Source organism: Cupriavidus sp. PET2-C1, assembly GCF_054515855.1.
On sequence record NZ_CM137259.1, the window covers coordinates 3,337,286 to 3,363,265 of the forward strand.

Annotated in this window: 20 protein-coding genes; 6 read left to right on the forward strand and 14 right to left on the reverse strand. The window is 67.0% G+C overall.

The window, feature by feature from the left end:
* Positions 1–2: 2 nt before the first annotated feature.
* From ACX12D_RS15025 to apbC, 11 genes are all read right to left on the reverse strand, one after another.
* The gene (locus tag ACX12D_RS15025) at positions 3–404 is read right to left on the reverse strand and encodes a hypothetical protein (protein ID WP_459371729.1); all 402 of its coding nucleotides are present in this window, start codon (positions 402–404) and stop codon (positions 3–5) included.
* Between the two features lie 36 nt (positions 405–440).
* Complete coding sequence (locus tag ACX12D_RS15030; protein WP_459371731.1) at positions 441–1,661, reverse strand: formate dehydrogenase subunit gamma; 1,221 nt, start codon at positions 1,659–1,661, stop codon at positions 441–443.
* A 52-nt stretch (positions 1,662–1,713) separates the two neighbouring features.
* Positions 1,714–1,947, reverse strand: a complete 234-nt coding sequence (locus ACX12D_RS15035) for a hypothetical protein (protein WP_150984024.1) — start codon at positions 1,945–1,947, stop codon at positions 1,714–1,716.
* Complete coding sequence (fdh3B, locus tag ACX12D_RS15040; protein WP_459371732.1) at positions 1,944–2,609, reverse strand: formate dehydrogenase FDH3 subunit beta; 666 nt, start codon at positions 2,607–2,609, stop codon at positions 1,944–1,946. The genes ACX12D_RS15035 and fdh3B overlap by 4 nt, the downstream gene beginning before the upstream one ends.
* Before the next feature lie 37 nt (positions 2,610–2,646).
* Positions 2,647–5,670: a molybdopterin-dependent oxidoreductase gene (locus ACX12D_RS15045; RefSeq protein WP_459371733.1), complete on the reverse strand. Its 3,024-nt coding sequence runs from the start codon at positions 5,668–5,670 to the stop codon at positions 2,647–2,649.
* Positions 5,671–5,725: 55 nt separating this feature from the next.
* Positions 5,726–5,944 (reverse strand): formate dehydrogenase, encoded by a 219-nt coding sequence (locus ACX12D_RS15050; RefSeq protein ID WP_441633305.1) that lies wholly within the window; start codon positions 5,942–5,944, stop codon positions 5,726–5,728.
* A 136-nt stretch (positions 5,945–6,080) separates the two neighbouring features.
* Positions 6,081–6,719, reverse strand: a complete 639-nt coding sequence (locus ACX12D_RS15055) for a TorD/DmsD family molecular chaperone (RefSeq protein ID WP_459371734.1) — start codon at positions 6,717–6,719, stop codon at positions 6,081–6,083.
* Between the two features lie 32 nt (positions 6,720–6,751).
* A complete protein-coding gene (locus tag ACX12D_RS15060) occupies positions 6,752–8,926 on the reverse strand; it encodes a 4Fe-4S binding protein (RefSeq protein ID WP_459371736.1) in 2,175 nt (724 codons plus the stop codon).
* Positions 8,927–9,027: 101 nt separating this feature from the next.
* On the reverse strand, positions 9,028–9,666 hold the full coding sequence (locus ACX12D_RS15065; protein WP_459371737.1) for a DUF3306 domain-containing protein: 639 nt from the start codon (positions 9,664–9,666) through the stop codon (positions 9,028–9,030).
* A gap of 16 nt (positions 9,667–9,682) precedes the next feature.
* Positions 9,683–10,255: a DUF3305 domain-containing protein gene (locus ACX12D_RS15070; RefSeq protein ID WP_459371738.1), complete on the reverse strand. Its 573-nt coding sequence runs from the start codon at positions 10,253–10,255 to the stop codon at positions 9,683–9,685.
* A 5-nt stretch (positions 10,256–10,260) separates the two neighbouring features.
* A complete protein-coding gene (gene apbC, locus ACX12D_RS15075; protein ID WP_441633295.1) occupies positions 10,261–11,349 on the reverse strand; it encodes an iron-sulfur cluster carrier protein ApbC in 1,089 nt (362 codons plus the stop codon).
* 328 nt (positions 11,350–11,677) lie between these two features.
* On the opposite strand from apbC, the gene ACX12D_RS15080 reads away from it, so the two are divergent.
* From ACX12D_RS15080 to ACX12D_RS15090, 3 genes are all read left to right on the forward strand, one after another.
* The gene (locus tag ACX12D_RS15080; protein WP_459371739.1) at positions 11,678–12,310 is read left to right on the forward strand and encodes an OmpA family protein; all 633 of its coding nucleotides are present in this window, start codon (positions 11,678–11,680) and stop codon (positions 12,308–12,310) included.
* 338 nt (positions 12,311–12,648) lie between these two features.
* On the forward strand, positions 12,649–14,718 hold the full coding sequence (gene metG / locus ACX12D_RS15085) for a methionine--tRNA ligase (protein ID WP_459371740.1): 2,070 nt from the start codon (positions 12,649–12,651) through the stop codon (positions 14,716–14,718).
* A 140-nt stretch (positions 14,719–14,858) separates the two neighbouring features.
* Entirely contained in the window at positions 14,859–16,727 is a 1,869-nt protein-coding gene (locus ACX12D_RS15090; protein ID WP_459371741.1) for a SulP family inorganic anion transporter, read from the forward strand.
* Here ACX12D_RS15090 and bamE read toward each other — a convergent pair.
* The 3 genes from bamE to ACX12D_RS15105 form a co-directional block, all read right to left on the reverse strand.
* The gene (bamE, locus tag ACX12D_RS15095; RefSeq protein ID WP_441633474.1) at positions 16,724–17,266 is read right to left on the reverse strand and encodes an outer membrane protein assembly factor BamE domain-containing protein; all 543 of its coding nucleotides are present in this window, start codon (positions 17,264–17,266) and stop codon (positions 16,724–16,726) included. The two genes, ACX12D_RS15090 and bamE, sit on opposite strands and share 4 nt — an antisense overlap.
* A gap of 67 nt (positions 17,267–17,333) precedes the next feature.
* Positions 17,334–21,485 carry a translocation/assembly module TamB domain-containing protein gene (locus ACX12D_RS15100; protein ID WP_459371742.1) on the reverse strand — a complete coding sequence of 1,384 codons (4,152 nt, stop codon included), beginning with the start codon at positions 21,483–21,485 and terminating at the stop codon, positions 17,334–17,336.
* A 79-nt stretch (positions 21,486–21,564) separates the two neighbouring features.
* Complete coding sequence (locus ACX12D_RS15105) at positions 21,565–23,421, reverse strand: autotransporter assembly complex protein TamA (protein WP_459371743.1); 1,857 nt, start codon at positions 23,419–23,421, stop codon at positions 21,565–21,567.
* Between the two features lie 255 nt (positions 23,422–23,676).
* Between ACX12D_RS15105 and ACX12D_RS15110 the strand changes: the two genes are divergently transcribed.
* From ACX12D_RS15110 to panC, 3 genes are all read left to right on the forward strand, one after another.
* Positions 23,677–23,865, forward strand: a complete 189-nt coding sequence (locus ACX12D_RS15110) for a DUF3460 family protein (protein ID WP_006160566.1) — start codon at positions 23,677–23,679, stop codon at positions 23,863–23,865.
* A 46-nt stretch (positions 23,866–23,911) separates the two neighbouring features.
* The gene (locus tag ACX12D_RS15115; protein ID WP_174422669.1) at positions 23,912–24,793 is read left to right on the forward strand and encodes a segregation and condensation protein A; all 882 of its coding nucleotides are present in this window, start codon (positions 23,912–23,914) and stop codon (positions 24,791–24,793) included.
* Between the two features lie 138 nt (positions 24,794–24,931).
* On the forward strand, positions 24,932–25,780 hold the full coding sequence (panC, locus tag ACX12D_RS15120) for a pantoate--beta-alanine ligase (RefSeq protein ID WP_043348819.1): 849 nt from the start codon (positions 24,932–24,934) through the stop codon (positions 25,778–25,780).
* The last annotated feature ends 200 nt before the right edge of the window (positions 25,781–25,980 follow it).

Genomic DNA, 25,980 nt, shown 5'->3' on the forward strand with positions numbered 1-25,980 from the left:
TCTCACGGTGATGTCCGGGGCGATTGTACCGCTCCCGTGCCCGGCGCTGCGGCCGGTTTGTGATCCGAAGGCGTGGCGGCAGGTGCGGTGGAAGGCCCTCCAGCAGTGCTTGCTGCGGCTTGCGCAGCCGGCGCTTGCGCCACGAACGGGCCCGGATCGGCGCACGGCGCGGACGTGGCAGCCGCCGGCACCGCCTTGCCTTTGGCCTGCATGTCGCTGTAGTAGCGCGCCGCCGCCTTGTCTTGTGCTCGGCAGAGCTGATAGGCAGCCACCTTGTCGGCCCAGGCGGCGCGCGCCTTGGCCTCGTCGGCCTTGAGCTTTTGCGCCTCCGTGGGCGGCGGCAGTTTGGCCAGGGCGCCTGTGGCGCCAAGGGCCAGGGCGAGCACCAGCAGAATGCGGTTCATGGATCGGGCTCCTCGTTGGGGATCGGCCATGCGCGCTCAGACTTCGCCCGGGCTGGCCCGGCCGCCGGCACGCTCGCCCGGCTCCGGCTCGGCCGCGCGCTGCGCGGGGATCTTGCCTGCCTTGATATCGTCGTACCAGAGCTCGTGGTGCTCCTTGGCCCAGGCTTCATCGACCCAGCCGTCGCGCATGGCGCGGTAGGCCCCTTCCATGCCGATGGTACCCATGTAGATATGGCCGCAGGCCATGGCGATCATCAGCACCGCCGCGATGCCATGGATGATGTTGGCGATCTGCATGGTGGCGCGGTAGAAATCCATGCCAGGCACGATCATGTCGAGCACCCAGCCGGAGGCCGACAGGATCAGGCCGAAGACCACCAGCCCGCCCCAGAACCAGGCCTTCTCGCCAGCGTTGAAGCGCCCGCTTGGCACGTGCTTGCCGGACACGAGCCCGCCAAGCTTGACGAGCCACTGCCAGTCCTCCCGGGCGGGGAAGTTGTCGCGCACGAAGATCACGAAGCCGACGATCACCGACAAGGTAAAGACCGGGCCGACAATGTTATGGACGTTCTTCAGCAGGTAGGTGAGCCAGCCGAACAAGGTGTGGCCCGTCAGCGGCAGCAGGAAATGCTTGCCGAACAGCATCACGATGCCCGAGACCGCCAGCGTGACGAATGAAATCGCCATGGTCCAGTGCACCATGCGCTCCAGCGGCGTGAAGCGCTGGATCATGCGGCCGGTACGCGGCGTCTTGAGCGGGATCGTGCCGCGCCAGAAGAAAAAGGCCAGGATCGCGGCGGGCACCACCACGATCAGCCAGCCGCCCCAGACGGTGATCACCCCGTTGCGGAACAGGCGCCATTTCTGTCCGGTGCGCTGGATCAGCACCCCGGCTTCCTTGGCTGGCAGGCTGCTGTAGTGCGCCTGGTCGGAATTCGCCTCGCGCCAGACCGGCGCATTGTTGCCAGGCTGCGCCTTGCTGCGCGCCTGCTGGGCCTGCGCCTCGGCCGCGAGGTCGCGGCGCGGCACGTTGAAGATATTCTCGGAGGCAATGCCCGCGAAGGGCTGGGCCGGATTCGTGGCGGGGTTGTTGGCATCGGCGGGTGCGCCGGCGGCCGGCGGCGCGGAGGCGGCCTGGGGAGCCTGCGCCCGCGCGGCCCCTGGCGATGCCAGCAAGGCGAGCACGGCCAGCAAGGCCAGCGCGCAGGCCACGGCCGCCAGGAAGCGGAACCAGCCAGGATTGTGCATCGGCTTCATAGGCCCTCCGTCGGGTCGGCCAGGGTGCGCCTCGGGCTTCGCATCGCCGCTGTCATGGCGTGCGGTTGTATTCGTTCTGGTACTGGTTGCGTTCGCGGATCTGGTTTTGCCAGCTGGTCTTGTCGCCCGGCGTCCAGCCCTTGGCCACGAAGGGGTCGCCCGGCGCGCCCTCGTACGCCGGCGCGTCGGATTTCTTGTGCGCCGCCGTGGCGGTCTGCGCGCGCTCGCCGCAGGCGGCCAGCGCGGTGCAGCCGGCGGCCAGCAGGATCAGCAACAGGCGGGTCATGATGGCTGCGCTCCTGAAGCGGGTGGCGCGGCGGGCGGCGCCGCGCCCGCGCCCGCTGAACCCTGCGCGGCGCCCTTGTTGCCGTAGGCCGTGCCCCAGCCGAACACATCGCCGCCCTTGCCGCGCTTGATCACGCGGTTGCGCAGTATGTCGGCAATCACGTCGCCGTCGCCACCCAGCAGCGCCTTGGTCGAGCACATTTCCGCGCACAGCGGCAGCTTGCCTTCGGCCAGCCGGTTGCGTCCGTACTTCTCGAATTCTTCGTCGCTGCCGTTTTTCTCCGGCCCGCCGGCGCAGAACGTGCACTTGTCCATCTTGCCGCGCACGCCGAAGGTCCCGGCGCTGGGGAACTGGGGCGCACCGAACGGGCAGGCGTAGGAGCAGTAGCCGCAGCCAATGCAGACGTCCTTGTCGTGCAGCACCACACCGTCGTCGGTACGGTAGAAGCAGTCGACCGGGCACACCGCCATGCACGGCGCGTCCGAGCAGTGCATGCAGGCGACCGAGATCGATTTCTCGGCGCCGACGATGCCGTCGTTGATGGTCACCACGCGGCGCCGGTTGACGCCCCACGGCACCTCGTGCTCGTTCTTGCAGGCGGTGACGCAGCTGTTGCACTCGATGCAACGCTCGGCGTCACAGATGAATTTCATGCGTGCCATGGTCGTTCCTTGCCCTTGCTCTCGCGTTTGCTTTCGATCAGGCGAACCGTGCGATCTGGCAGATCGTGGTTTTGGTTTCCTGCATCATCGTCACCGAGTCATAGCCGTAGGTGGTGGCCGTGTTGACGGCCTCGCCGCGCACGATCGGCATCGCGCCCTCCGGGTAGTAGTCCTTCAGGTCCTTGCCCTGCCACCAGCCAGAGAAGTGGAACGGGATGAAGGCGGTATCCACGCCGACGCGCTCGGTCACCAGCGCGCGCACCTTGATGTGCGCGCCGGTGGGCGTGCTGACCCAGCAGAAGTCGCCGTTGCGGATGCCGCGATCGGACGCCGCGCGCGGGTTGATCTCGACGAAATTCTCCTGCTGCAACTCAGCCAGCCACGGGTTGGACCGGGTTTCCTCGCCCCCGCCCTCGTATTCGACCAGGCGGCCGGAAGTGAGGATGATCGGGAATTTCTCGTAGAGCTTGTTCTCCACGTTGCGCTGCTGCAGCGACTTGTACAACGTGGGCAGCCGCCAGAACGCCATCTTGTCGTCGTGCGTGGGGTACTTGGCGACCATGTCGGGCCGGGTGGAATACAGCGGCTCGCGGTGCTGCGGGATCGGGTCGGGGAAGTTCCACACGATGGCGCGCGCCTTGGCGTTGCCAAAGGGGTGGCAGCCATGGTTCTTCAGCACCACGCGCTGGATGCCGCCGGACAAATCCGTCTTCCAGTTCTTGCCTTCGGCCTTCTGCTTCTCGGCGTCCGTCAGCTCATCCCACCATCCCAGCTTCTTGAGCAGCACGTGGTCGAACTCCGGATAGCCGGTGGTGATGTCCGCGCCTTTCGAGTACGAGCCGTCCTCGGCCAGCAGGCTGACGCCGTCGCGCTCCACGCCGAAGTTGGCGCGGAAGTTGCCGCCGCCGTCCATGACGTTGCGGCTGGTGTCATACAGGTTGGGCGAGCCGGGGTGCTTGAGCTCCGGCGTGCCATAGCACGGCCACGGCAGGCCGAAGTAATCGCCGGTCAGGTCGTAGCCGGTCAGCGGATCCTTGCCGCCCAGGCAACGCAGCGTGCGCACGTCGAACTTCTCCATATTGCGCATATGCGACTTGAGCCGCTCGGGAGATTGCCCGGTGTAGCCGATGGTCCAGTTGCTGGCGTTGATCTCGCGCAGGATGGATTCGACTTCGGGCTCCATCCAGGTCCGGCCCGCGCGCTTGACCTCGTTGAGCTTGAAGTTCTTCGACAGCTCCTTGCCAAAGCCGAGCCGGTCGGCGAAGGCCTGCATGATGGTGTGGTCCGGCATTGACTCGAACAACGGTTCGATCACCTTCTCGCGCCACTGCAGCGAGCGGTTGGAGGCCGTGCAGGACCCCGTGGTCTCGAACTGCGTGCACGCCGGCAGCAGGTAGACCGCGCGGTTCGGGTTGACCTTGTCGCCTTCCGCCGGCGGCATGTTGGCCATCGCGGCGGTGGCTGACGGATAAGGGTCGATCACCACCAGCAGGTCGAGCTTGTCGAGCGCCTTCTTCATCTCCAGCCCGCGCGTCTGCGAGTTGGGCGCGTGGCCCCAGAAAAACACCCCGCGGACGTTGTTGTCCTGGTCGATCAGCTCAGGCTTCTCGGTAACGATATCGATCCAGCGCGACACCGTGGTGCCGGACTTCTCCATCATCGCCTGCGAGGCGTACTGCTTCTTGATCCATTCGTAGTCGACACCCCACACCGCGGCATAGTGTTTCCACGCGCCAGTGGCCAGCCCGTAGTAGCCCGGCAGGGAATCCGGGTTGGGGCCCACGTCGGTCGCGCCCTGCACATTGTCGTGGCCACGGAAGATGTTGGCGCCGCCGCCCGACACGCCGATATTGCCCAGCGCCAGCTGCACGATGCAGGAGGCGCGCACGATGGCGTTGCCGATGGTGTGCTGGGTCTGGCCCATGCACCACACCAGCGTGCTGGGCCGGTTCTTGGCCATGATCTCCGCCACCTGGTAGACCTGCGCCTCGGGCACGCCGCAGACTTCCTCGACCTTGTCCGGCGTCCACTTGGCAAGGACTTCCTCCTTGACCTTGTCCATGCCGTAGACGCGATCGTTGATGTACTTCTGGTCTTCCCAGCCGTTCTTGAAGATGTGGTACAGCACGCCGAACAGGAATGCGATATCGGTGCCCGAGCGGACCCGTACGTAGTAATCGGACTTCGCGGCCGTGCGGGTGTAGCGCGGATCGACCACGATCACCTTGCAGCCGCTCTCCTTGGCGTGCAGCAGGTGCAGCATCGACACCGGGTGCGCCTCGGCCGCGTTGGAGCCGATATACAGCGCCGCGCGGGCGTTCTGCATATCGTTGTACGAGTTGGTCATCGCACCATAGCCCCAGGTATTGGCCACGCCGGCCACCGTGGTGGAGTGGCAGATGCGTGCCTGGTGGTCGGTGTTGTTGGTGCCGAAGAACGATACCCACTTGCGCAGCAGGTAGGACCCTTCGTTGCTGTGCTTGGAGGAGCCGACGAAGAACATCGAGTCCGGCCCGGTCTGCTGGCGGATCTCTTTCATCTTGGCGGTGATCTCGTCGAGCGCCTGATCCCAGCTGACGCGCTGGTATTTGCCGTTCACCAGCTTCATCGGGTACTTCAGCCGGTACTCGCCGTGGCCGTGCTCGCGCAGCGCGGCGCCCTTGGCGCAGTGCGCGCCCATGTTGATCGGCGAATCGAAGACCGGGTTCTGGCGCACCCACACGCCGTTCTGCACCACGGCGTCGACAGCGCAGCCCACTGAGCAGTGACCGCATACGGTGCGGCGCACAACGATATTGCCCTGGCCTTCGCCAGTGCCGGCGGCACCTGACGCATCCGCGGCATCGGCCCGGCGCAACAGCGTCAGCTGCGAAGCCGCCAGCCCCACGCCCACCCCGATGCCGGAGCGCTTGAGAAAGCTGCGCCGGTCCATGGTGGGCATGGCACCCGCCAGCCCCGCAGCCAGACGCTCGGAGAGCCGGCCGCCAGCGCGCTCGCCCGAGCCGCTAGCCAGTTGCGAAGATGCGCTGCCCTGCGCCGCGCGTTTGCGGGTCAAGATCATGTATCACCCCAGGATGGAAACGAGGTAGAGCGAGGCGTGCGCCGGGCGCGACCACTCACACCAGCGTAGTCCGGTAGTACTTGCGAATATGTTCTGTGACCCGGTAGCCGTCGCCGTCGGTCGGCGTGGCATCGGGAATGGCCGCGGCCAGGCTGGGCACGGCGGGCATGGCCGGACCGCGCGACGTCAGCGCGGCGGCGGCGCCGGCAGCGGCAACAACCCCGGTGCCGGCAAGGAAGGCGCGGCGCGCGGCCTTCGGCTGCTTGTCTTTCATTTTGGGGGGCTCCTCGGTCAGTCCAGACCGATTACCAATCCTGTTATGAACGCTATTGCCTATTTTAGAATGATATGTGTCGAAAGACCATGGATCTGCGGGATTTCCATGATGGCAATCAAGAACTTGCGTGCGATCAATGCATTTCCAGCGCGATCGCCTCGACCGCCATGAAGGCCTTCAGCAGCGCGGCCACGCGGGCATAGAGGCGCGCGTGCGGATGCGCCGCCGCGCTGTCGCACAGGGTTTCCACCCATGACTGCAGATGGCGCGAGAAAAAATGCTGCTGCTCGGCAAGGTTTGCCACGCCGGCATCCTCGCCCGCCACCAGGAAACGCATCACCTCGCACAATGTGGCGATGTGATCCTCGGTCTCGCTGACATTGTCCTGGCGCACCAGGCCATAGCGCGCCAGGTCGTCGCGCAGCGCCACCAGCGGGCGCTCGTTGAGGAAGCCGGTCTGGTAGTAGGAGCCGTACAGCAGGACTTCCGGCTTGCCCACGCCGACGAACAATTCCTGGTATTCGTCGCTGGCTTCCTCGGCCGTGGTGACCGATGCTGCGTCGCACAAATCGTTCCAGGCGTCGCCCAGCGGCGTGGCGGCGTCCTCGCCGTGCGCGCGGTTGGCGGCGATATGGTGCAGCAGCGCGGCATCCGGCGCGCGATACAGCAGCGTGGCCAGCAGGCCGTAGAGGTCCGCCCGGGCGGTGTCTTCTGCGTCGGGCGCCGCGTGGGCGACCGGAGGGATCAGCTGGATAGGCTGGAAATCTGTCATGTCGTGATGATTCTCAAGGATGGCCTGCTTGGCTATTGCAAGGCGTTGCCGCTGGCCTCGCCGCTGTTCTTTTCCAGCATGTCGACGACGCGGCAATCGCCGCACATCTTCAGGCGCTCGGCGGCCTCGCCGGCAAACGCCGGGTGGCTCGCCAGCCGGGCCAGCATGGCATGCACCATCTGGGCGGTGCCAAACGGCTTGGCGCAGCGAATGCAATGGAAGGGCTGGGTCTCGGCCAATGTCACGGTGCGCCGCGCTTGCTCACCGGTGAGCAAGCGCGGCACCAGGGTGATGGCGTCTTCCGGGCAGGTCTTCTCGCACAAGCCGCACTGCACGCAGTTGCGCTCCAGGAAGCCCAGCACTGGCTGCTCGGGATTATCGCGCAGGGCTTGCGAGGGACAGGCGCCAACGCAGGCCATGCACAACGTGCAACGCCCGGTGTCCACCGCCACCGCGCCCAGCGGCGCCCCGGCAGGCAGCGCAACGCTGGCGGCCGGGCGCGGCGCATTGCGCACGAGATGATCAAGCGCAAAATCCAGCGTCTCGCGCTTGGCGGCCGCCGCGTGGAACACGGCGGGTGGCGCGGCTGGCCGGTCGCCTCCCGGCGCGGCCAAGGCCGATAGTTGCGCATCCAGCGTGGCGGCATCCGGGCCGTCCACCAGCGACAGGCGTTCGCCGTCATAGCCGAGGCCCGCCAGAATGGCCTGCCCCACGGCTACCTGCCCGGCCAGCGCCGTACGGTATTGCGGGGCCTCGTCACCGGTGAGCATCACGGCGACGCGGCCAGCGCCCCAGCAGATGGCCGCCAGCCACAGCTCAAGCCCGCACGCAGCCGGGTGGAACAACCCCACCGGAATCACATTGGGTGGCATGCCGTGGGCCTGTCCGGCGCGCGCGGCGCGGCCCAGCGCCAGGATGGGCGCATTGCCGTGCTCCTCGCCATGCAGCAACAGCACAGCGTCGCGCCCGCCCGCAGCGCGGTAGGTCGAGATCAGGGTGCGCAGCCGCTCGCCGAGGTGATCCGGCTTGGGATAGGCATAGCTGATGGCGCCGCTCGGGCACACCGTGGTACACGCGCCGCAGCCCATGCACAGGTTCGGCGTGACCTCAATGCGGCCGCGCCCGTCGTGCCATTGCGAGCGGATCGCTTCGGTGGAGCAGATGTCGATACAGGCCGTGCAACCCGTGGTCTGGTTGCGGCCATGCGCGCAAAGTTTCTCCTTGTACTGGAAGAACTTCGGCTTCTCGAACTCGCCCACCAGCTGGACCAGCGCCAATGCCTGCGCATGCTGGCGCAGCGCATCCGCGCCGGCGTACAGGTAGCCCTGCGGCGGCGCGTGCATGAGGAAGGCTGGCGTGTCGGCCAGGTCGAACACCAGGTCAAAGCGTTCCGTGGCCGTGGCGGCCGGGCGGTCGAAGTCGATCGCGGCGGCGGCGCCGCAGGCCTTCACGCAGGCGCGGTGCGAGCGGCAGCGGTCCAGGTCCACCTGGTAGCTGAAATCGATGGCGTCTTCCGGGCAAGCGTCGATGCAGGCATTGCAGCGCGTGCACAGGTCCAGGTCGATCGGGTTGCTGCGTCCCGCGCCGGTCTCCCAGCTGGCCTCGAAGGCGCCCAGCCAGCCGCCGAGCTTGACCAGCTTGCCGCTGTGCACGGGGAATGCCCGCGAGGCGGGCAGGCCGGCCGGGGCCATGGCCCCGGCGGCGGCGGCGCTGAGCAGCACCGAAACATCCATGCCGGCTTCGGCCAGCTTACCGGCCCAGGGGATCGCGCGGTCGGCGGGGCCTAGCACCAGCACAGCGCCGCCGGAGCGGTAGTCCACCACGGGCACCGGATCCGGGTCCGGCAGCGCGGCGGCGGCCAGCAAGGCGGCGATCTTGGCGTTGGCGGTTTTCGGGTCGCGCCGCGCCCCCTGCGACCAGCCACCGGTCTCGCGGATATTGACGAAGCGCACGGGCGCCGTCATGGTGCCCTCGGCCTGGCGCCGGGCGGCTACCTCGGTAAACAGCGCGCGTTCCTGCGTGCAAGCCACGATGACATCGTCGGTGCCGGCGAGCGCGGCGTTGAAGTCTCCAATCTCGCGGCGGCACAGCAGGTGATGGACCTTGAGTGGCGTCTTCACGCCACCCGCGGGCGCAGGAACATTGCCCGACAATGCCGCCCCGTCAAGCGGCATCGTGTCGTTGCAATTGCAGATCAGCGTCGGCATGGAGAGTGCGGCTGGCCGGCCTGGCCGCTCCCTTTGTCGGGAGTCTTGCCGCCGGCGGAATGTGGGGGGAAGCCTATTGTAGGCCGCGCCGAGGGCAGCGACTACGCGTGTTTGCCTGGGGCGGAATGGTCGGCCCGGGACGCGGCAGGAGACACGCCGGCATCGGCATCGGTGGCGGCGCCGGTGGCGGTCGCAATGCCGGGCTCCCCAGCCTCGCCGGCTGTCTGTGGCAACGTGGCAGGCGGCTCTGGCGGCGCCAGGGCAGCGTCTTGCACATCGGGCCCTTCTTGCTGTGCGCGAGCCGCCGCCAGTTCCTCGTCGGTGGGCGCGAACAGCCCCAGCGTCTCGGACTGGCGCATGCGCCGCAGCACATCCAGCGGAATCGGATCGGGCTGGCTGTAGTCGTCGATATAGGTATCGAGGCCGTCCATCACGTTGAAATGCGGATCGGCGAACAAGGTCTTGAGCGCGGCGCGCTTCACGTCTTCGTCCACGCCGCGCACAACGAAGCGGGCGATGCTGTCGCCCGGCTGCAGCAAGGCGGCATCGGCTAGCGTGGGAAGCGGTTCAGCGGCTGGGGTAGGTGGAACGGGGTCTGGCAGTGCCTGGGCTACTGGCGCATCCCTGCCGGGAGGCACGGACGACTCCGCCGGCAGGCGTGGCTCAGCCTCAAGCGGCTTGCCGTCGCGCGCCGCGGCCTTGCGACGGGACCAGCGCGACAGGAAGGAAGCATCGCTCATGTGCGGCCTGCCTGCATCAGTAGCGCGCCCTGTCCTCCGGCGCCTTGAATGATTCCGGGCGGCGGCGTTTCTTGGGCTCGGGGCGGTAGTACTGGGCCACGTAGGCTTGCAGCCACTCCAGCTGGTCAGGGGCCAGCGGCACGTTCTCGACGGTTTCGCCGGCGTCAAGCCAGCGTCCGGCCTCGTTGTAGGACAGTGTCACGGTCACCGGGACCGGCAGCGGCTCGCCGTCGCGCGACGTCGGCACGGCAGCCTGCCCGCCCTCCTCTGCCATGCGCCACAGCACGAACCAGCAGGGCGTGGTGGAAGTGAGGTTGAGGTAATAGCCCTCGGCCTCGTCGCGGAACAGCGTGACGGCGTAGCCCGGGTACAGCCAGCGCGCGCCGTGTTCGTCCTGCGCCAGGCAGTGGGGCACGGCGCCGAATTCGCCAAGATCCGGCAGCACGGCGCCGAGCTCCCATTTCCAAGGCTGCCAGCGGCTGGCCAGCGGCACGCGGTGCATCACCACGGCCATGGTCACGCCGGGCCGGCCGGCGGGCACGGCGTCGGGGGCCGGGTTGCCTGCAGCGGAGTCGGCTGGCGTGTCCATGGGGATCAGGTGTTCTGCACCACGATGCTGGGGAACTTGCTGGTCATATCGCGGGCGCGGTCGGCCACCTTGATAGCCACCTTGCGCGCCATGGTGCGGTACAGCTCGGCGATCGGGCTGTCAGGATCGGACACCACCGTGGGCCGGCCGCTGTCGGCCTGCTCGCGGATCGAGCGGTTAAGCGGCATGCTGCCCAGCAGGTCCACGCCGTAGTCCTCGCACATCTTCTCGCCACCGCCCTCGCCGAAGATATGCTCGACGTGGCCGCAGCTCGGGCAGCAGTAGACAGCCATGTTCTCGACGATGCCGAGGATGGGGATGCCCACCTTCTCGAACATCTTCAGGCCCTTCTTGGCGTCCAGCAGGGCGATATCCTGGGGAGTGGTGACGATGACAGCACCCGTCACCGGCACTTTCTGCGACAGCGTCAGCTGGATGTCGCCGGTGCCCGGCGGCATGTCGACGATCAGGTAATCGAGATCGTGCCAGTTGGTCTGGCGCAGCAACTGCTCCAGCGCCGAGGTCACCATCGGGCCGCGCCACACCATCGGGTTGTCCTGCTCGATCAGGAAGCCGATCGAGTTGGCCTGCAGGCCATGGCCTTCGAGCGGCTCCATGGTCTGACCATCGGACGACTCGGGGCGGCCATCGATGCCCAGCATCATGGGCAGGCTCGGGCCGTAGATGTCGGCGTCGAGCATGCCCACGCGGGCACCCTCGGCGGACAGCGCCAGCGCCAGGTTGACGGCGGTGGTGGACTTGCCCACGCCGCCCTTGCCCGACGCCACGGCGATCACGTTCTTGACGCCCGGCAGCAGCTTGACGCCGCGCTGTACCGCATGGGCCACGATTTTCATGCTGACGGCCACGTTGGCATTGGCCACGCCAGGCAACTGGCGCAGCGCATCCACCACTTGCTTGCGAATCGGTTCCAGCTGGCTCTTGCCGGGATAACCCAGCTCCACTTCCAGCGACACATCGCCGCCTTCGACCCGCACATTGCGAGCCGAACGGGTGGACACCAGATCCCGGCCCGTGTTGGGGTCGATCACGGTGCGCAGGACTTCGGTAACCTGGTCGACGGTGAGGCTCAAGACAATCTCCGCTACTGAATATGGGAATATGGGGGAAGGCGCGTACTGTATCAAAGTATGAGCGAAGTGCGGCGCAAGGGTAACGTGAGGGTAACGCGAGGGCGGCAGGCCCATGATCCGCACGTGGAATTACACGCACTTACAACTGTCACAGCAACAGGCTTGTGCACCCGGCATCATCTCCTTATTGTAGTGCGCCAGGAACGCGAGCCCGGTGAATACGGTCCGGACCCTTGTATTCGGGTGTCTTCCGCGTTATTTCTAGCGGTGTTGCGCGCACCACGTCAAAATCAGCCAAAACAAAACGCTTCGTCCTGAAGGAGAAAGCATGAAACTCAAGCTCGTCAGCCTTGCCATTGTCGCCACCCTTGCCGCGGGCTGCGCCACAGAACAAGGCACCCAGACCGCGGTCGGCACTGGCGTGGGCGCGGCGGTCGGCGCCGGCCTGGGCAACCTGATCGGCGGCAATACCACCGGCACGCTCGTCGGCGCGGCGGTCGGCGGGGCCCTGGGCGGGGCCACGGGTTACAACTGGAACGCAATCCGCGGCAAGCTGAGCAAGGACACGGCGGGCACGGGCACGCAGATCACCGAGCAGCCGGACGGCTCGCTCAAGGTGAACATCCCGAGCCAGGTGACCTTCGATACGGACAGCGCCACCATCAAGCCGTCGTTCCGCTCGGTGCTCGACCAGGTCTCGCAGACCCTTGCCCAGCAACAGGACGTTTCCGCCACCGTGGTAGGCCATACCGACAGCACCGGCAACCCGAACTACAACATGCAGCTGTCGCAGCGCCGCGCCCAGAGCGTCGCGGCCTATCTGGGTGACCGAGGCGTCGCCCGGCCCCGCCTGGCAGCCGAAGGACGGGGCCAGACCCAGCCGGTCGCGGACAACGCCACCGAGGCCGGGCGCGCACAAAATCGCCGGGTCGAAATTTATTTGAAACCAATTCAGAGATGATGCGGTCATAGAAATAGGTACCGCTTGTCACCGTTGCTGGCTCGCGATGGGTGGCTGACCTCCCGGGCGGTACCTGATTTCTCCTCCTTTTCCGTTGTGGAAAGCTGCGCCGGTTCTGACCGGCGCTTTTTTTGTCCTCAGCTTATTGAGTGCACTTTTAGTCACTAAATTACAGCCGAAGCACTCCAGCCAAAGCAGGCTCTTCCCGCCACGCCCCTGCGCAGTGCACGCGCTGCCCGCCCCGCTTGTTAGAATAGCCCTCTCACGGTGCCCGCCCGACCTTGGTGGCGACGCCCCCCGCCTTTCCGTCCAACCCCCTCCTGACCGGCAATTTTTCCATGACCGCACGTCGCATCCTCGTTACTTCTGCCCTGCCCTATGCCAACGGCCAGATCCATATCGGCCACCTGGTGGAATACATCCAGACCGACATCTGGGTGCGCTTCCAGCGCATGATGGCGAACGAGGTCTACTACGTCGGCGCGGACGACACGCACGGCACCCCGGTGATGCTGCGGGCCGAGAAGGAAGGCATAACGCCCAAGCAGCTGATCGATCGCGTGTGGACCGAGCACAAGCGCGACTTCGACAGCTTCATGGTGTCGTTCGACAACTACTACAGCACCGACTCGGATGAGAACAAGCAGCTCTCCGAGAAGATCTACCTGGCGCTGAAGGCCGAGGACCTGATCGCCGAGCGCGAGGTCGAACAGTTCTACGACCCGGTCAAGAACATGTTCCTGCCGGACCGCTTCATCAAGGGCGAATGCCCGAAGTGCGGCGCCAAGGACCAGTACGGCGACTCATGCGAAGTCTGCGGCACCACCTACGTGCCCACCGACCTGAAAAACCCGTACTCGGTGGTGTCGGGCGCCACGCCGGTGCGCAAGTCCTCCGCGCATTACTTCTTCAAGCTGTCCGACCCGCGCTGCGAAACCTTCCTGCGCGAGTGGGTGGCTGACCTGGCCCAGCCGGAAGCGGCCAACAAGATGCAGGAATGGCTGGGCGCCGAAGGCGAGGCTTCCACGCTGTCGGACTGGGACATCTCGCGCGATGCGCCCTACTTCGGCTTCGAGATTCCCGGCGCTCCCGGCAAGTATTTCTACGTGTGGCTGGATGCGCCGATCGGCTACTACGCCAGCTTCAAGAACCTGGCCGAAAAGAAGGGCATCGATTTCGACGCCTGGGTAGGCCCGCACTCCACCGCCGAGCAATACCATTTCATCGGCAAGGACATCCTGTATTTCCATACGCTGTTCTGGCCGGCCATGCTGCGCTTCTCGGGCTACCGCACGCCCACCAACGTGTTCGCGCACGGCTTCCTGACGGTGGACGGCGCCAAGATGAGCAAGTCGCGCGGCACCTTCATCACCGCGCAGAGCTATATCGACACCGGCATGAACCCGGAATGGCTGCGCTACTACTTCGCCGCCAAGCTCAATGCCAGCATGGAAGACCTCGACCTGAACCTCGATGACTTCATTGCGCGCGTGAACAGCGACCTGATCGGCAAGTACGTCAACATTGCCAGCCGCGCCGCCGGCTTCCTGGTCAAGCGCTTCGACGGCGTGGTGGACGAGGCCGCGCTGGCCCACCCGCTGCTCAAGCAATTGCGTGAAGCCGCGCCGCAAGTGGCACAGTTCTATGAAGCCCGCGAGTACAGCAAGGCGCTGCGCCTGGTGATGGAGCTCACGGATTCGGTGAACGCCTTCGTCGACACGGAGAAGCCGTGGGAGCTGGCACGCGACGAAAGCAAGCGCGCGGCCCTGCACGCTGCCTGCTCGGTCTCGCTGGAAGCCTTCCGCCTGCTCACCGTCTACCTCAAGCCGGTGGTGCCGCAGATGGCCGCGGGCGTGGAGCGCTTCCTCAATATCGAGCCGCTGGACTGGCGCGGCATCGACAAGCAACTCTCGGCCTCGCGCCCGGTGCAGCCGTACTCGCACCTGATGACGCGTGTCGATGCCAAGCAGGTCGATGCACTGCTGGCCGCCAACCGCGACTCGCTGCAGGCCACCGCGCCCGCCGGTGAAGCGGATGCCGCCGCTGCATCGATCGAGCCCATCGCCGACACCATCACGATCGACGACTTCGCCAAGATCGACCTGCGCGTGGCCAAGATCGTGGACTGCCAGAAGGTGGAAGGCTCGAGCAAGCTGCTGCAGCTCACGCTGGACCTGGGCGAAGGCAAGACGCGCAACGTCTTCTCCGGCATCCAGTCGGCCTACACGCCCGAGCAGCTGGTGGGCAAGCTCACCGTGATGGTGGCCAACCTGGCTCCGCGCAAGATGAAGTTCGGGCTGTCCGAGGGCATGGTGCTGGCCGCATCGGCAGCGGATGAGAAGGCCACGCCGGGCCTCTGGATCCTGGAGCCGCACGAAGGCGCTGTGCCGGGCATGCGCATCGGCTGACCTGCCGCAGGCGGTGAGGCGCGCCAGCGCCGAGCCGCCAATGCGCCATGGCGCATTGGCGCCGGCGCTGATTGACGCCACGCCGCCGGGAAGCTCATACTGCACCCATGCCCGACAGGGTGTTGATGGGATTTCCTGGCATGCCCGACAGCGTTCCCGGCCACGCCCCTTCTGGCACGCCAGCGCCGCCTGCTGGCGGCGGGCCACGCCTGCGCCAGCCCTTCCCCCTCGCCGCCTTCCACCCGCGCCTGCTCGACAGCCTGCGCGACTACCACCGCGCCCTCTTCTTCAAGGACCTTGCCGCCGGGCTCACCGTGGGCGTGGTGGCGCTGCCGCTGGCGATGGCCTTTGCCATCGCCTCCGGGATGCCACCGCAGGCCGGCCTGTTCACCGCCATCATCGCGGGCTTCCTGATCGCCGCGCTGGGCGGCTCGCCGGTGCAGATCGGCGGTCCCGCCGGCGCCTTCATCGTCATCGTCTACGGCATCGTGGCGCGCTACGGCGTGGCCAACCTGCTGATCGCTACCATCCTGGCGGGCGGCCTGCTGTTCGCCATGGGGCTGTTCCGGCTAGGCACCCTGATCCGCTTTATCCCCGTAGCCATCGTGATCGGCTTCACCAACGGCATCGCGGTACTGATCATGGTCTCGCAGATCGCCGATTTCCTTGGCCTGCAAACCGGCAAGCTGCCTGGCAACTTCCTTTCGCAGATGCGTGTGCTGGGACGCTCCCTGCCCACGGTGTCCTGGCCCACGGTAGCACTGGCGGCTAGCTCGCTGGTGGTGGTGGCGGCCTGGTCGCGCTTGGCCCTGCTGGCGGGCAAGCGCTGGCGCCCTGTATCGACGATTGCGGCAAACCCGGCAAATCCGGCAAGCCCGCCCGATGCGCATGGCCGCATTGGCCGTGCGCTGGCCATGGTTCCCGGCACTGTGATAGCGCTGGTGCTAGCCACCGCGGCCAATGCCCTGCTGCACTTGCCGGTGGAGACCATCGGCACGCGCTTCGGCGGCATTCCGCAGGGCCTACCGCCGTTTGCGCTGCCGCAACTGAGCTGGCAACTGGTCCAGCAACTGGTGGCGCCCACGCTGACGATTGCCCTGCTTGGCGCCATCGAATCGCTGCTATGCGCGCGCGTGGCCGACAGCCTGATCGACGACCGCCACGATCCCAACCAGGAGTTGATGGCGCAGGGCATCGCCAATATCGTCACGCCGTTCTTCGGCGGCCTGCCGGCCACGGGCACCATCGCCCGCACCGTCACCAACGTGCGCAGCGGTGGGCGCACGCCGGTGGCGGGCATGATCCACGCCGCCACGTTGCTGCTGATCGTGCTGGTGGCGGCGCCACTGGCCAGCGCCATCCCGCTCGCCACGCTGGCCGCCATCCTGCTCTACGTGGCGTGGAACATGGGCGAGTGGCATGTGTTCGGGCTGACGCACCTGAAGCGCTACAGCAACAACTACCGCATCATCCTGCTCGGCACCTTCGTGCTGACCGTGGTGTTCGACCTGACCGTGGCGGTGCAGGTGGGACTGGTGCTCGCCTGCCTGTTCTTCATCTACCGCATGGCCGCGCTCACTCAGATCGAGGCGATCGCGCCGGCCGCGCTGCCCCCGGCGGCCGACGGCAGGCCGCTGCCGGCCGGCGAGGTGGCGGCCTATCACATGACCGGCGCGCTCTTCTTCGGCGCCGTCAACAAGGTGGAAGCGCTGATCGACCCCCGCGACCGCACGCAGCCGGTACCGGCGGTGCTGATCCTCGACGTGGGCAAGCTGGTGGCGCTGGACACCACCGGCCTGGACACGCTGGACGCATTGCGCAAGACGCTGGCGCGGCGCGGCGGCACGCTGGTGATCTGCGCCGCGGCAGCACAGGTGATGTCGCTGATGCGGCGCGCGGGCTTCCTGGAACAGATGGGCACGACGAACTATTGCGACACGCTGGCCGCAGCCTGCGCCAGGGCCGGCGTGTTGCTTGCCGAGCGGGCCGAGCGGCCCGCGGCAGGCTAACCGCCCTGCAGCCGCTCGTCGCTGCGCGAGGTGTGCGTCACCTTGCCGTCGGCGTCGAAATGCACGTTGAAGAACGCCTTCTCCTGCGCGCTTTCCCACCAGCGGTAGCCCCACACCTCTTCCTTCTTGAGCGCGAACGCTTCCACCTTGGTCGGCTTGCCGACCAGGCGGCGGATATCGTCGCGGCTCATGCCGGCGCGCACGCGCGCGAAGTTCTCCGCGGTCAGCACCTGCTCGATATTGCGCACCTTGCCATCGGCGCCGATCGTCACCATCCAGGTGGTGGCGCCTTCCGGGCCGCGCGGGTATTCCAGCCGGCGGCCGCCGTCCTCCTCTTCCCAGGTGATCTCCGGGCGCCCGGCCTGTTTGCGCACGTCGTCCTCGCTGGATTCGCCCGCCACGATGCCCTTGAACAACTGGCTGTCGGGCTTGACCGAGTTCCAGGTGGCGTGCGCGGTATCGCCCGCCTTCTTCATCGCTTCGTCGACCTTTTGCTGGTCGCACCCGAACAGGGCAAGCACGGAGGAAATCAGTCCCATGGCGGCAAGGCGTCGGTAAGACGCGGCAGTGGCGGAGGTGGGCGGCACGCACATCATGGTGCGTGTCTCAGGGCTGCGCGGGCGCGGTTGCGTCCGTTGCATTGCTATCGGCATCCTGGCTGGCATCGGTCTGGCTCCTCGCGGTTCCGGCGCGGTTGGACGCGCCCGTGAACAAATTGCCCCAACTGTCGAAGCGGCGGTTAAACAGCACAGAGAGCCCGTTGATCGAGCCGCCCTTGGCAATCAGCGACCAGCGCCGCGAGAATGCCCAGGTCATCTTGACCACGTTGCTGGCGCTGGTCAGGCTCTGCTCATAGCCCACCGAGATCTTCTCGGTCACGGCCTTGCCCACGGTGACCACCTGCTGGTCGTTGAGGCCGGCCGTGCTGGGCCCGATCGAAAACTCGTCGATGCCCAGATGCTGCACGATCCCCTTGCCCGCGCGCCCGCCCAGCATGCCCAGCGCGGCACCACCCAGGGCCCCCGCACTCAGTTGCTGCTGCTGTCCGGCCGCGGCGCCTTCCGCGCCGTAGCCGAACATCAGCCATGACAGCTTATCCTCCTCCGGCACATTCGGCTCGGACACCAGCTTGACGCGCGGCAGGCGTACCGTGCCGGTCACCTCCACCCCCGCCTCCACTTCCTGGTTGCGGCGCATGGCGCGGATATTGAGGTTGGGATTGTCCACCGGCCCGTTGAAATTGACGATGCCGCGCTCGATGTTGAGCTTGCGCCCGAACGCTTCATAGGTGCCGTCGGTCACGCGGATGGTGCCGGTGGCGCGCAGCGGCGTCAGCGGGGCGCTGCGCACGCCAAGCTGCCCGCCCAGGCGCAGGTCCGCGCCGGCCCCGCGGAAGCGGAAATTGTCGCCAAGGTCGAGCGTGAGGTCGATCAGCGGGCTGAAGCGGCTGGCCGGCTTGGCCTCCGGCACCGGCGTGGCGGCGGTCTTGATCTCGCGCTGGTCGCGGCGGCGCACCACCACTACATCGTCGCCCAGCTCCGGGGCGCCGGCCTTGGGCAGGTCGAACAAGCCGCGATCCACGCGGAACTTGCCACGGATCACGATCTGGCGGTTCTCGTTGGCGATGCTGGCATCGCCGGAAATGATCAGCGTGCGCTCGGGGCTGGCAAAGAGCTGGAGCTTGTCGGCCACGATCTTGCCCGTCAGATTGGGATCGGTGTCGCCCAGCTTCACGTTGCCGGTGGCCACGATCTTGCCATCGCCGCCACGGAACTCCACCTGCTTGAGCTCGATGGTGTTCTGGTCGAGCGCCACGTGCACGATGCCATCGGTCAGCTGGATACCCAGGTCGTAGAGCGTGATGGCGATGCCGGTGCCGTCGATATTGCCGGTAACCAGGGGCTGCCCGACGCTGCCCGCCAGTTGCAGGACTGCCGCCAGCTTGCCATCGAAGGCGTATTGCGGGCCGCTCAGCGCCTCCAGCGACTTGATCTTCGGCACATCCAGCGAGACCTTGCCCGCCAGCGTGGAAGCCGGCGTCACCGTCATCAGGCCCTGCTCCTGGATCAGCCCGGCGGACGCGTCTACCACCACCTTGCCGACCCGTGCGGCCTCGATGCCGCCTTTCAGGTTGACGCGGCTGCCGGCAAACTCGGCGCGCAGCGCGGTTTCGCCCAGGCCCAGCGCGGTGTAGCCCCGCCCGGCGCTCACCGAGACATCGCCGCTGCGCCGGCGCAGCTCGGCAAAGCCGGAGGCAGACTCGGCCAGGGTGATGTTCCAGCGGCCGTCCAGCACCAGGTCCGAGCGCACCGGCGGCGCTTCGCCGGTCAAGGCCTCGGCCAGGCGCAGCACGTTGGCCACCTGCAGGCCATCGAGGTTGCCCTGGGTGCGGATGCGGCCGTGGTCGAAATCGAAGCTGTCCACGGTCACGCGGGCGCGCTCGAACTGCAGGCTGGCCGCGCCGAGATGCACACGCTGGTCCGCCACCTGCAGCTGCGTCGGCGCGATCAGGCGCACGTTGACCGTGCCGCGCTCCTCGAGCGTGCGGATGGTGCCCTTCCAGCCGGCCGCCCCCTGCCAGGCGCCCTGCCCCGACAAGGCGAGTTGCATCGGCTTGTCGTGCAGCGCGCCGGCCACCTTCAGGTCGAAGGCGTGGCTGGCCTGGGTGCCGCTGAGCGAGGCATCGAGCGTGCGCAGCGTGGCGACCGGGCCGCGATAGTCGCGGGCGTTCAGTTTCAGCGCGAGCGTGCCGTTCAGGCCCCCGCGCAACTCGGCGCTGCCGCTGGCGCTGGCCACGTGGTGCGGGCCCACCACCAGCGACTGCGCGGCATAGCTGGCCACGATCTCGGGCCGCGCCAGCGTGCCGGTGATGTCCGCGTCGAGCTTTAGCACGCCGGCCACGCCGAACTTGAGCCGATCGAGCTGCGGCGCGTCCACATGCACTTTCAGGCGGTCGCCGCGCGCGCCAAAGCTGCCGTTGATCTGGGCCTGGTTGCCGGCCATCTCCAGCGTGGCCTGGCTCGGCAGCAAGCGCTCGCCGGCCAGGCGCAGCTTGCCCTCGCCACGCATCGGCAGCCCCGCATAAACGCTGTCGCGCACCGCGAAGTCCAGCGCCACGCGGTGCTCCGGCGCTAGCGTGCCGCTGGCGGTGAAGTCCGCATTGATGCGGCCGGGCGCCACCTCGGCCACGCGGGCCGGGTCGAAATTGATCAGCTTGCCCTTGAAGCTGAAGGGTTGCGCGTCCTTCAGCGACAGCTTGCCATCGGCGTTGAGCGTGCCCGCGCCGATGCCGGCGCGCAGCGAGGTCAGCGTCACCGCCTCGCCATCCAGATGCGCATCGGCAAAGAGCTTGTACTCGCCGCCGGCCAGGTCCAGCGCCACGCTCTGGCGGCCGGGCTCCATCCGCAGGCTCACCGGCCCGGACAGGCGCACGCGCTTCAGGCTGCCATAGAGGGCCTGCGGGTCGAGGTCGCGCACGTCGATGTCGAAGCCGCCGCGGCCATCGTGCAGCGCGCCGCCGCCGCGGATCTCGCCGCCGCCGGCCAGCGCCACGTGCAGGTCGCGCACCATCTGCGCCGCCTCGCTGACCTCGATATGCGCTTGCACCGATTCCACCGGCAGGCGCTCGGCGTCGAGCTTGCCGGCCTCGTGGTTGACGATGCGCACGTCGCCCGCCACGCGCAGGGGCGCGTTGTCGTGGGCGCTGCCAGGCTTGGCAGCGGGAGCGGAGGCCGGAGTGGCAGCTGCCGTTGCCGCCGCCACCGCCGATGCCGGCGGTGCCGCCGGGGCACTGGCCGCTGCGGCCAGCGCCGGCGTGGCGGCGCCATCCACCGGGCGCAACTCGGCCTGCACGGAGAGATTGGCGCGCGGCGCCGACGGGCTGAACAGGCGCGGGTTGATGTGTTCGCCATTGACCAGCACATGGGTAAACGGCACCTTGCCAAACGGCGTCAGGTCCGCCTCGGCGCGGCCGCGCAGGCGATCGCCGCTGGCCTCGGCTTGCGCGTGCAGGGCGGCAAGCGAGCCGCGCACATTGGCGCTGATGCTGAACGATTCCTTCTGCCAGCTGCCCTCCAACAGCGCGGCGCCGTTCAGCGCGAACGGCGCCTGGCCGGCGATCTGCGCATTGGCGGCCAGCTTGCCGTATGGCGTGACCAGCCGTTCCACGCTGACGCGGTGGCGTTGCCCGTCGGAATGCAGCGAGCCCGCCAGGTCGCTGAACACCATCTCGCTGGGCGTGGCCGGCGGCCCTTGCAGCAAGGTCAGGCGGTCCAGCGTGAGCGTATCCACGTCCACCGCCAACGGCAGGTCGAGCGATTTGGGCAAGGAAGCGGGCGCGCTGTCGGGCTGCGACGGCGGCAAGCGCAGCGTGACGGCGCCCACGCGCAGCGCGCTGACATGCAAGCGGGTCGGCGACCAGCCAAGCGCCCAACTGCCGTCGACACGGTCAACCGTCACCCGTGTCTCGCCGCTGGCAAACACCACATCGCGCAACCGCAGGCCATGCGCCACCGTGCCGCCTTCGAGCTTGCCAGACAACGCGCCTGAGGACAGGCTCGTGGCCAGCGACCACAGCTGGCGCGTGCCGGCCTCCGTACGCAGGGCCTGCACCACCGCCGCAAGCGCCGTCAGCACCAGCAGCAACAGCACCACGACGCACCACGCCAGCCAGCGCCCGAGGCGCGTGCGCCGCGGCCGTGCCGGCCCGGGCGGAACATCGCCGGAGGCGGGAACGGGAGGCATGTCGGGAATGCTCATGTGGCAAATACCCTGCAACTGCGTTCATGGCGGCCGCCGTGCTGGCGGCCGGGCCGCTTCGTCATCGTCAGAACAATCATCAGAACGCGACTCCCAGCGAGATATGCGGGCGGAACTGCTTTGCCTGGATGCCGTAGCCCACGTCGAGCTGCACCGGCCCCACCGGGCTGCGCCAGCGCGCGCCGATGCCCACGCCGTTGTAGAGCTTGACGCCCGTCAGGTTGTCGGTGGCGGTGCCCACGTCCCAGAAGATCGCGGCGCCCCAGTCATGCAGGAACCAGTACTGGTATTCCAGGCCCGCTGTGCCGAGGTACTTGGCCGGCAGCACGCTGGCGCCGTTGCGGGTACCGATCGACTGGTAGCCGTAGCCCCGGATCGAATCCGTGCCGCCCGCCCGGAAACGCAGCGAGGCGGGGATCTTGGTGACGTCGCCGTTGGTGATATCCGCGCCGAGCTCCAGCCTGGCCACCACCAGGTCGCGCTTGCCCACGGGCACGTACTGGCGGATACGCCCGTACAGGCGGAAGAAGGTTTCGTCGCTCAGCATGTGCTTGGCGGCCACGCCCACCTGCGTGTTGATGACGTTGCCGCGGCGCGGGAACACCGGGTTGTCCACGTCGCGCCGCGTCCAGGCAAAGGCAGGCACCAGCGCCCGGCTTAGCTGGTTCGCCTCGCCGAAGGGCTGCAGGTTGTCGTAGTAATAGTCCAGCGAGATGGTGGTGTCGTACTTCTCGCGCGAGCGGGACCGTTTCAGGCCGGTGCGCAGGCTGGTCAGGTCGGTGCTTTCGAGGTCGATGGTGCGTTCGTAGCTGGCATAGGCACTGTTGCGGTACGTCCTGCTGTCCGGCGGCATCGCGATCTCGCCGAACGCGTACTGGCGCTTTTGCTCGATGCGCGCTTGCGAGTCGAACAGCCAGGCGCGGTTGAACAGGTTGTAGTACGAATACCGGCCTTCGACCTGGGCGCCGGTATCGGTGGTATAGCCCACGCCGGATGACAGCCGATTGACGGGATACTCCCGCACCCGGACGTACACCGGCACGGTGACCTTGTCGGCGCGCATGTCGACCTTGGGCTCGGCGACCCGGTCCGGATTGGTGTCGACAATCTTGCCGTCCTCCGTCGTTTCCTGCTCGCCAAGGTCGATCTGCACATTGGAGAAGTACGGCTGGTTCTGGATCGCGCGCTGGAACTCCAGCAAGCGCTCCACGCGGTACGGCTCACCCTCATACAGCGGATTGACGTTGCGGATGATCTGCTCGGGATAGCGCCGCAGCCCGCTGATCTTCAACGGCCCCATGCTGTAGGCCGGGCCGCTGGCAAAGTGCGCGCTCAGGTCCGCCGCGTGCTCGTCCGGCTCGATGCGGGCTTGCGAGCCGGTCAGGCGGGCGCCATAGTAGGTATTGCTCTGCAGCGCCACCAACGCGTCTTCCTTGGCCTTGTCCCAGTCCGCCTGGCGAAACGGCGCGGCTACCGGCAGGCCCCACTTGGCCCTGATTTCGGCGATCCGCTCCGGCGACAGGCTGGCGGCAGGGCCGGTCACATTCAGGTCAACGGCGCGAATCACCGTGCGCGCGCCCAGTTCCACCGTGATGTGCACGGTCCGCTCGTCGCCGCTGCCGTCCACCTTGGTGGTGGTCTGCGGATCGAAATAACCCTCGGTGGAAGTGAACTGGCGGACCTGCTCGCCCACGGTCTCGACCATGTAGTTGAACTGGTCGGGCGAGATATCGTCGCGGGTGCGGTAGCGCGACAGGTCCAGGTGGTCCTGCAGAATTTCCTTGATCGGCTTGGGCGCGTCTACCTCGACTTTATAGGCGGCGGCAGCGGGCCCCGCGGATAGCATCAGGGCCGCCAGCAGCGGGTGCATCAGGCGGCGCAGCACGGCCGGCGCCACCGGCAGTCGGCCGGCAGGGGCGGCAAGGCCGGCGGGCATGGTGCACGGGTTCCCTGGGTCCATCCTCATCGATTGATGCACGTCGCGCAAAGTCGATATTTGACCACACCCGCGCGGCCGGCCTGTGCGGCGCCGCCAAAAAGACCGGCGCGACCGTCACCACGGCGGCCGCCACAACGGTCGCCGAAGGCTAGTGCACGGGATGAAAACCGCAGAATCGCGCGCAATCCCGTTGCCAGGCCCGCCGATACGGTAAAATCCTCGCTGTTTGTTAATTTCACCCTGTTTCCCGCCATGGCTGCCTACGAATCGGATATCACCCAGTTCCTGAAGTCGCTCAAGGACGAGCGCCCTTCCCTGGAAGCGGAACAACGCCAGGGCCGCGCCCTGCTGTGGGACAAGAGCCCGATCAACCTCGAAGAACGTGCCCGTGCCGACGCCTCGCGCGTGGCGCAAAAGCCGTACGTCTACTCGCTGGACTAAAGCCCTTACCCGCCACACCGCCCCACCTCCGAGCGCCCGCCCCTAGATGAACCAGAGCGAGCAGGACAAGCTGAAGCCGGCGATCGAGCTGCCGAGCGTGACGCCCGAGCAGGATTCCACGCCGGCCGCCGTCGACGGCATGGCGTTCGCGCGCCTGTACGGCGAACCTCTGTTCAAGCTGCCGCAAGACCTGTACATCCCGCCGGATGCGCTGGAAATCTTCCTGGAAGCGTTCGAGGGGCCGCTGGATCTGTTGCTTTACCTGATCCGCAAGCAGAACTTCAACGTCCTCGATATCCCGATGGCGCAAGTGACGCGTCAGTACCTCACGTATATCGAGCAGATCCGCAAGAGCAATCTTGAGCTGGCCGCCGAGTACCTGCTGATGGCCGCCATGCTGATCGAGATCAAGTCGCGGATGCTGCTGCCGGTGAAAAAGTCCGACAGCGACGATGAAGAAGAGGATCCGCGCGCCGAACTGGTCCGCCGCCTGCTCGAATACGAGCAGATGAAGCTGGCGGCCATGCGCATCGACCAGGTGCCGCAGCTCGGGCGCGACTTCCTGCACTCGCAGGTCTACATCGAGCAGAGCATTGCGCCGCGCTTCCCCGATGTGGAAGTGGTGGACCTGCAGGCCGCCTGGGCCGACGTGATCAAGCGCGCCAGGCTCAACCAGCACCACAAGATCTCGCGCGAGGAATTATCCGTTCGCGAGCACATGAGCCACATCCTGCGCCGCCTGCAGCATGCCCGCTTCATGGAGTTCAGCGAGCTCTTCGAAGACGCGGTGCGTTCGGGCAAGGGCGTGCCCGTGGTGGTGGTCAACTTCATCGCGATGCTCGAGCTATCGCGCGAAGCCCTGGTCGAGATCACCCAGGCCGAACCCTTCGCACCGATTTATGTGCGATTGGCGTACATTCCCAGCTAAGCCGCACCAATAGCGCCGCCCGCCTCGGGCCACATGTTCTACAATCCGCCGACAATCGGCGCCACCTAGAGCACCGGACCGGCCTCCCGGCGCCCCCCCGCGCCGGGGCATTCCTACCACGACCAGCACACCAACTTCATGAAAGTCATCTCCTCCATTCACGAGTTGCGGGACCAGTTGCGCGGGCAGAACCGGGCGGCGTTCGTGCCGACCATGGGCAACCTGCACGAAGGCCACCTGTCGCTGATGCGCCTGGCGCGCCAGCATGGTGACCCGGTGGTCGCGTCGATCTTCGTCAACCGGCTGCAGTTCGGCCCCAATGAGGATTTCGACAAGTACCCGCGCACGCTGCAGGACGACATCGAGAAGCTGCAAAAGGAAGGCGTCTATGTGCTGTTTGCGCCCACCGAGCGCGACATGTACCCGGAGCCGCAGGAATACCGCGTGGAGCCGCCGCACGACCTGGGCGACATCCTGGAAGGCGAATTCCGCCCCGGCTTTTTCAAGGGCGTGTGCACCGTAGTGATGAAGCTGCTGTCCTGCGCGCAGCCGCGCGTTGCCGTGTTCGGCAAGAAGGACTACCAGCAACTGATGATCGTGCGCCGCATGGTCCATCAGTTCGCGCTGCCGATCGACATCGTCCCCGCCGAAACCGTGCGCGCCGAAGACGGCCTGGCCCTGTCCTCGCGCAACCGCTACCTGACGCCCGACGAGCGCACCGAAGCCCCGGTGCTCTACAAGACGCTGCACGAAGTCCGCGATACCGTCCTGGCCGCCAACAGCGCCAGCGCGGACCTCGCCGCCATCGAAGCCAGCGCCAAGGCCGCCCTGCAAGCCCGCGGCTGGCAACCCGACTACGTATCCATCCGCAAGCGCGTGGACCTGCAAGCCCCCACCCGCGAAGAATATGTAGCCGGCGAACCGCTGGTCATCCTGACCGCAGCCAAGCTAGGCGCGACCCGGTTGATCGACAACCTGGAAATCTGACAAGCCAGGCAATGACGCCTCACGCCCATACGTCTTAGCCGTGTGACCCGCCCCCAGGCGGGGAACACCCCAGCGCGATGCGAAGCGAGCCGTCAAGGTGTGCCAAGGCCGTATGGGGCGCCTCGGGATTCGGCGAAAAGAGCGGAAAAGAGGGACCCATGTCTGAGTATCGCCTTAAGGCGATGCGAGTTTGGGTCCCG

Coding starts and splice junctions, on each gene's coding strand:
- ACX12D_RS15025 (WP_459371729.1), bottom strand. CDS start 404: ATGAACCGCATTCTGCTGGTGCTCGCCCTGGCCCTTGGCGCCACAGGC.
- ACX12D_RS15030 (WP_459371731.1), bottom strand. CDS start 1,661: ATGAAGCCGATGCACAATCCTGGCTGGTTCCGCTTCCTGGCGGCCGTG.
- ACX12D_RS15035 (WP_150984024.1), bottom strand. CDS start 1,947: ATGACCCGCCTGTTGCTGATCCTGCTGGCCGCCGGCTGCACCGCGCTG.
- fdh3B (WP_459371732.1), bottom strand. CDS start 2,609: ATGGCACGCATGAAATTCATCTGTGACGCCGAGCGTTGCATCGAGTGC.
- ACX12D_RS15045 (WP_459371733.1), bottom strand. CDS start 5,670: ATGATCTTGACCCGCAAACGCGCGGCGCAGGGCAGCGCATCTTCGCAA.
- ACX12D_RS15050 (WP_441633305.1), bottom strand. CDS start 5,944: ATGAAAGACAAGCAGCCGAAGGCCGCGCGCCGCGCCTTCCTTGCCGGC.
- ACX12D_RS15055 (WP_459371734.1), bottom strand. CDS start 6,719: ATGACAGATTTCCAGCCTATCCAGCTGATCCCTCCGGTCGCCCACGCG.
- ACX12D_RS15060 (WP_459371736.1), bottom strand. CDS start 8,926: ATGCCGACGCTGATCTGCAATTGCAACGACACGATGCCGCTTGACGGG.
- ACX12D_RS15065 (WP_459371737.1), bottom strand. CDS start 9,666: ATGAGCGATGCTTCCTTCCTGTCGCGCTGGTCCCGTCGCAAGGCCGCG.
- ACX12D_RS15070 (WP_459371738.1), bottom strand. CDS start 10,255: ATGGACACGCCAGCCGACTCCGCTGCAGGCAACCCGGCCCCCGACGCC.
- ACX12D_RS15080 (WP_459371739.1), top strand. CDS start 11,678: ATGAAACTCAAGCTCGTCAGCCTTGCCATTGTCGCCACCCTTGCCGCG.
- metG (WP_459371740.1), top strand. CDS start 12,649: ATGACCGCACGTCGCATCCTCGTTACTTCTGCCCTGCCCTATGCCAAC.
- ACX12D_RS15090 (WP_459371741.1), top strand. CDS start 14,859: ATGCCCGACAGCGTTCCCGGCCACGCCCCTTCTGGCACGCCAGCGCCG.
- bamE (WP_441633474.1), bottom strand. CDS start 17,266: ATGGGACTGATTTCCTCCGTGCTTGCCCTGTTCGGGTGCGACCAGCAA.
- ACX12D_RS15100 (WP_459371742.1), bottom strand. CDS start 21,485: ATGAGCATTCCCGACATGCCTCCCGTTCCCGCCTCCGGCGATGTTCCG.
- ACX12D_RS15105 (WP_459371743.1), bottom strand. CDS start 23,421: ATGCCCGCCGGCCTTGCCGCCCCTGCCGGCCGACTGCCGGTGGCGCCG.
- ACX12D_RS15110 (WP_006160566.1), top strand. CDS start 23,677: ATGGCTGCCTACGAATCGGATATCACCCAGTTCCTGAAGTCGCTCAAG.
- ACX12D_RS15115 (WP_174422669.1), top strand. CDS start 23,912: ATGAACCAGAGCGAGCAGGACAAGCTGAAGCCGGCGATCGAGCTGCCG.
- panC (WP_043348819.1), top strand. CDS start 24,932: ATGAAAGTCATCTCCTCCATTCACGAGTTGCGGGACCAGTTGCGCGGG.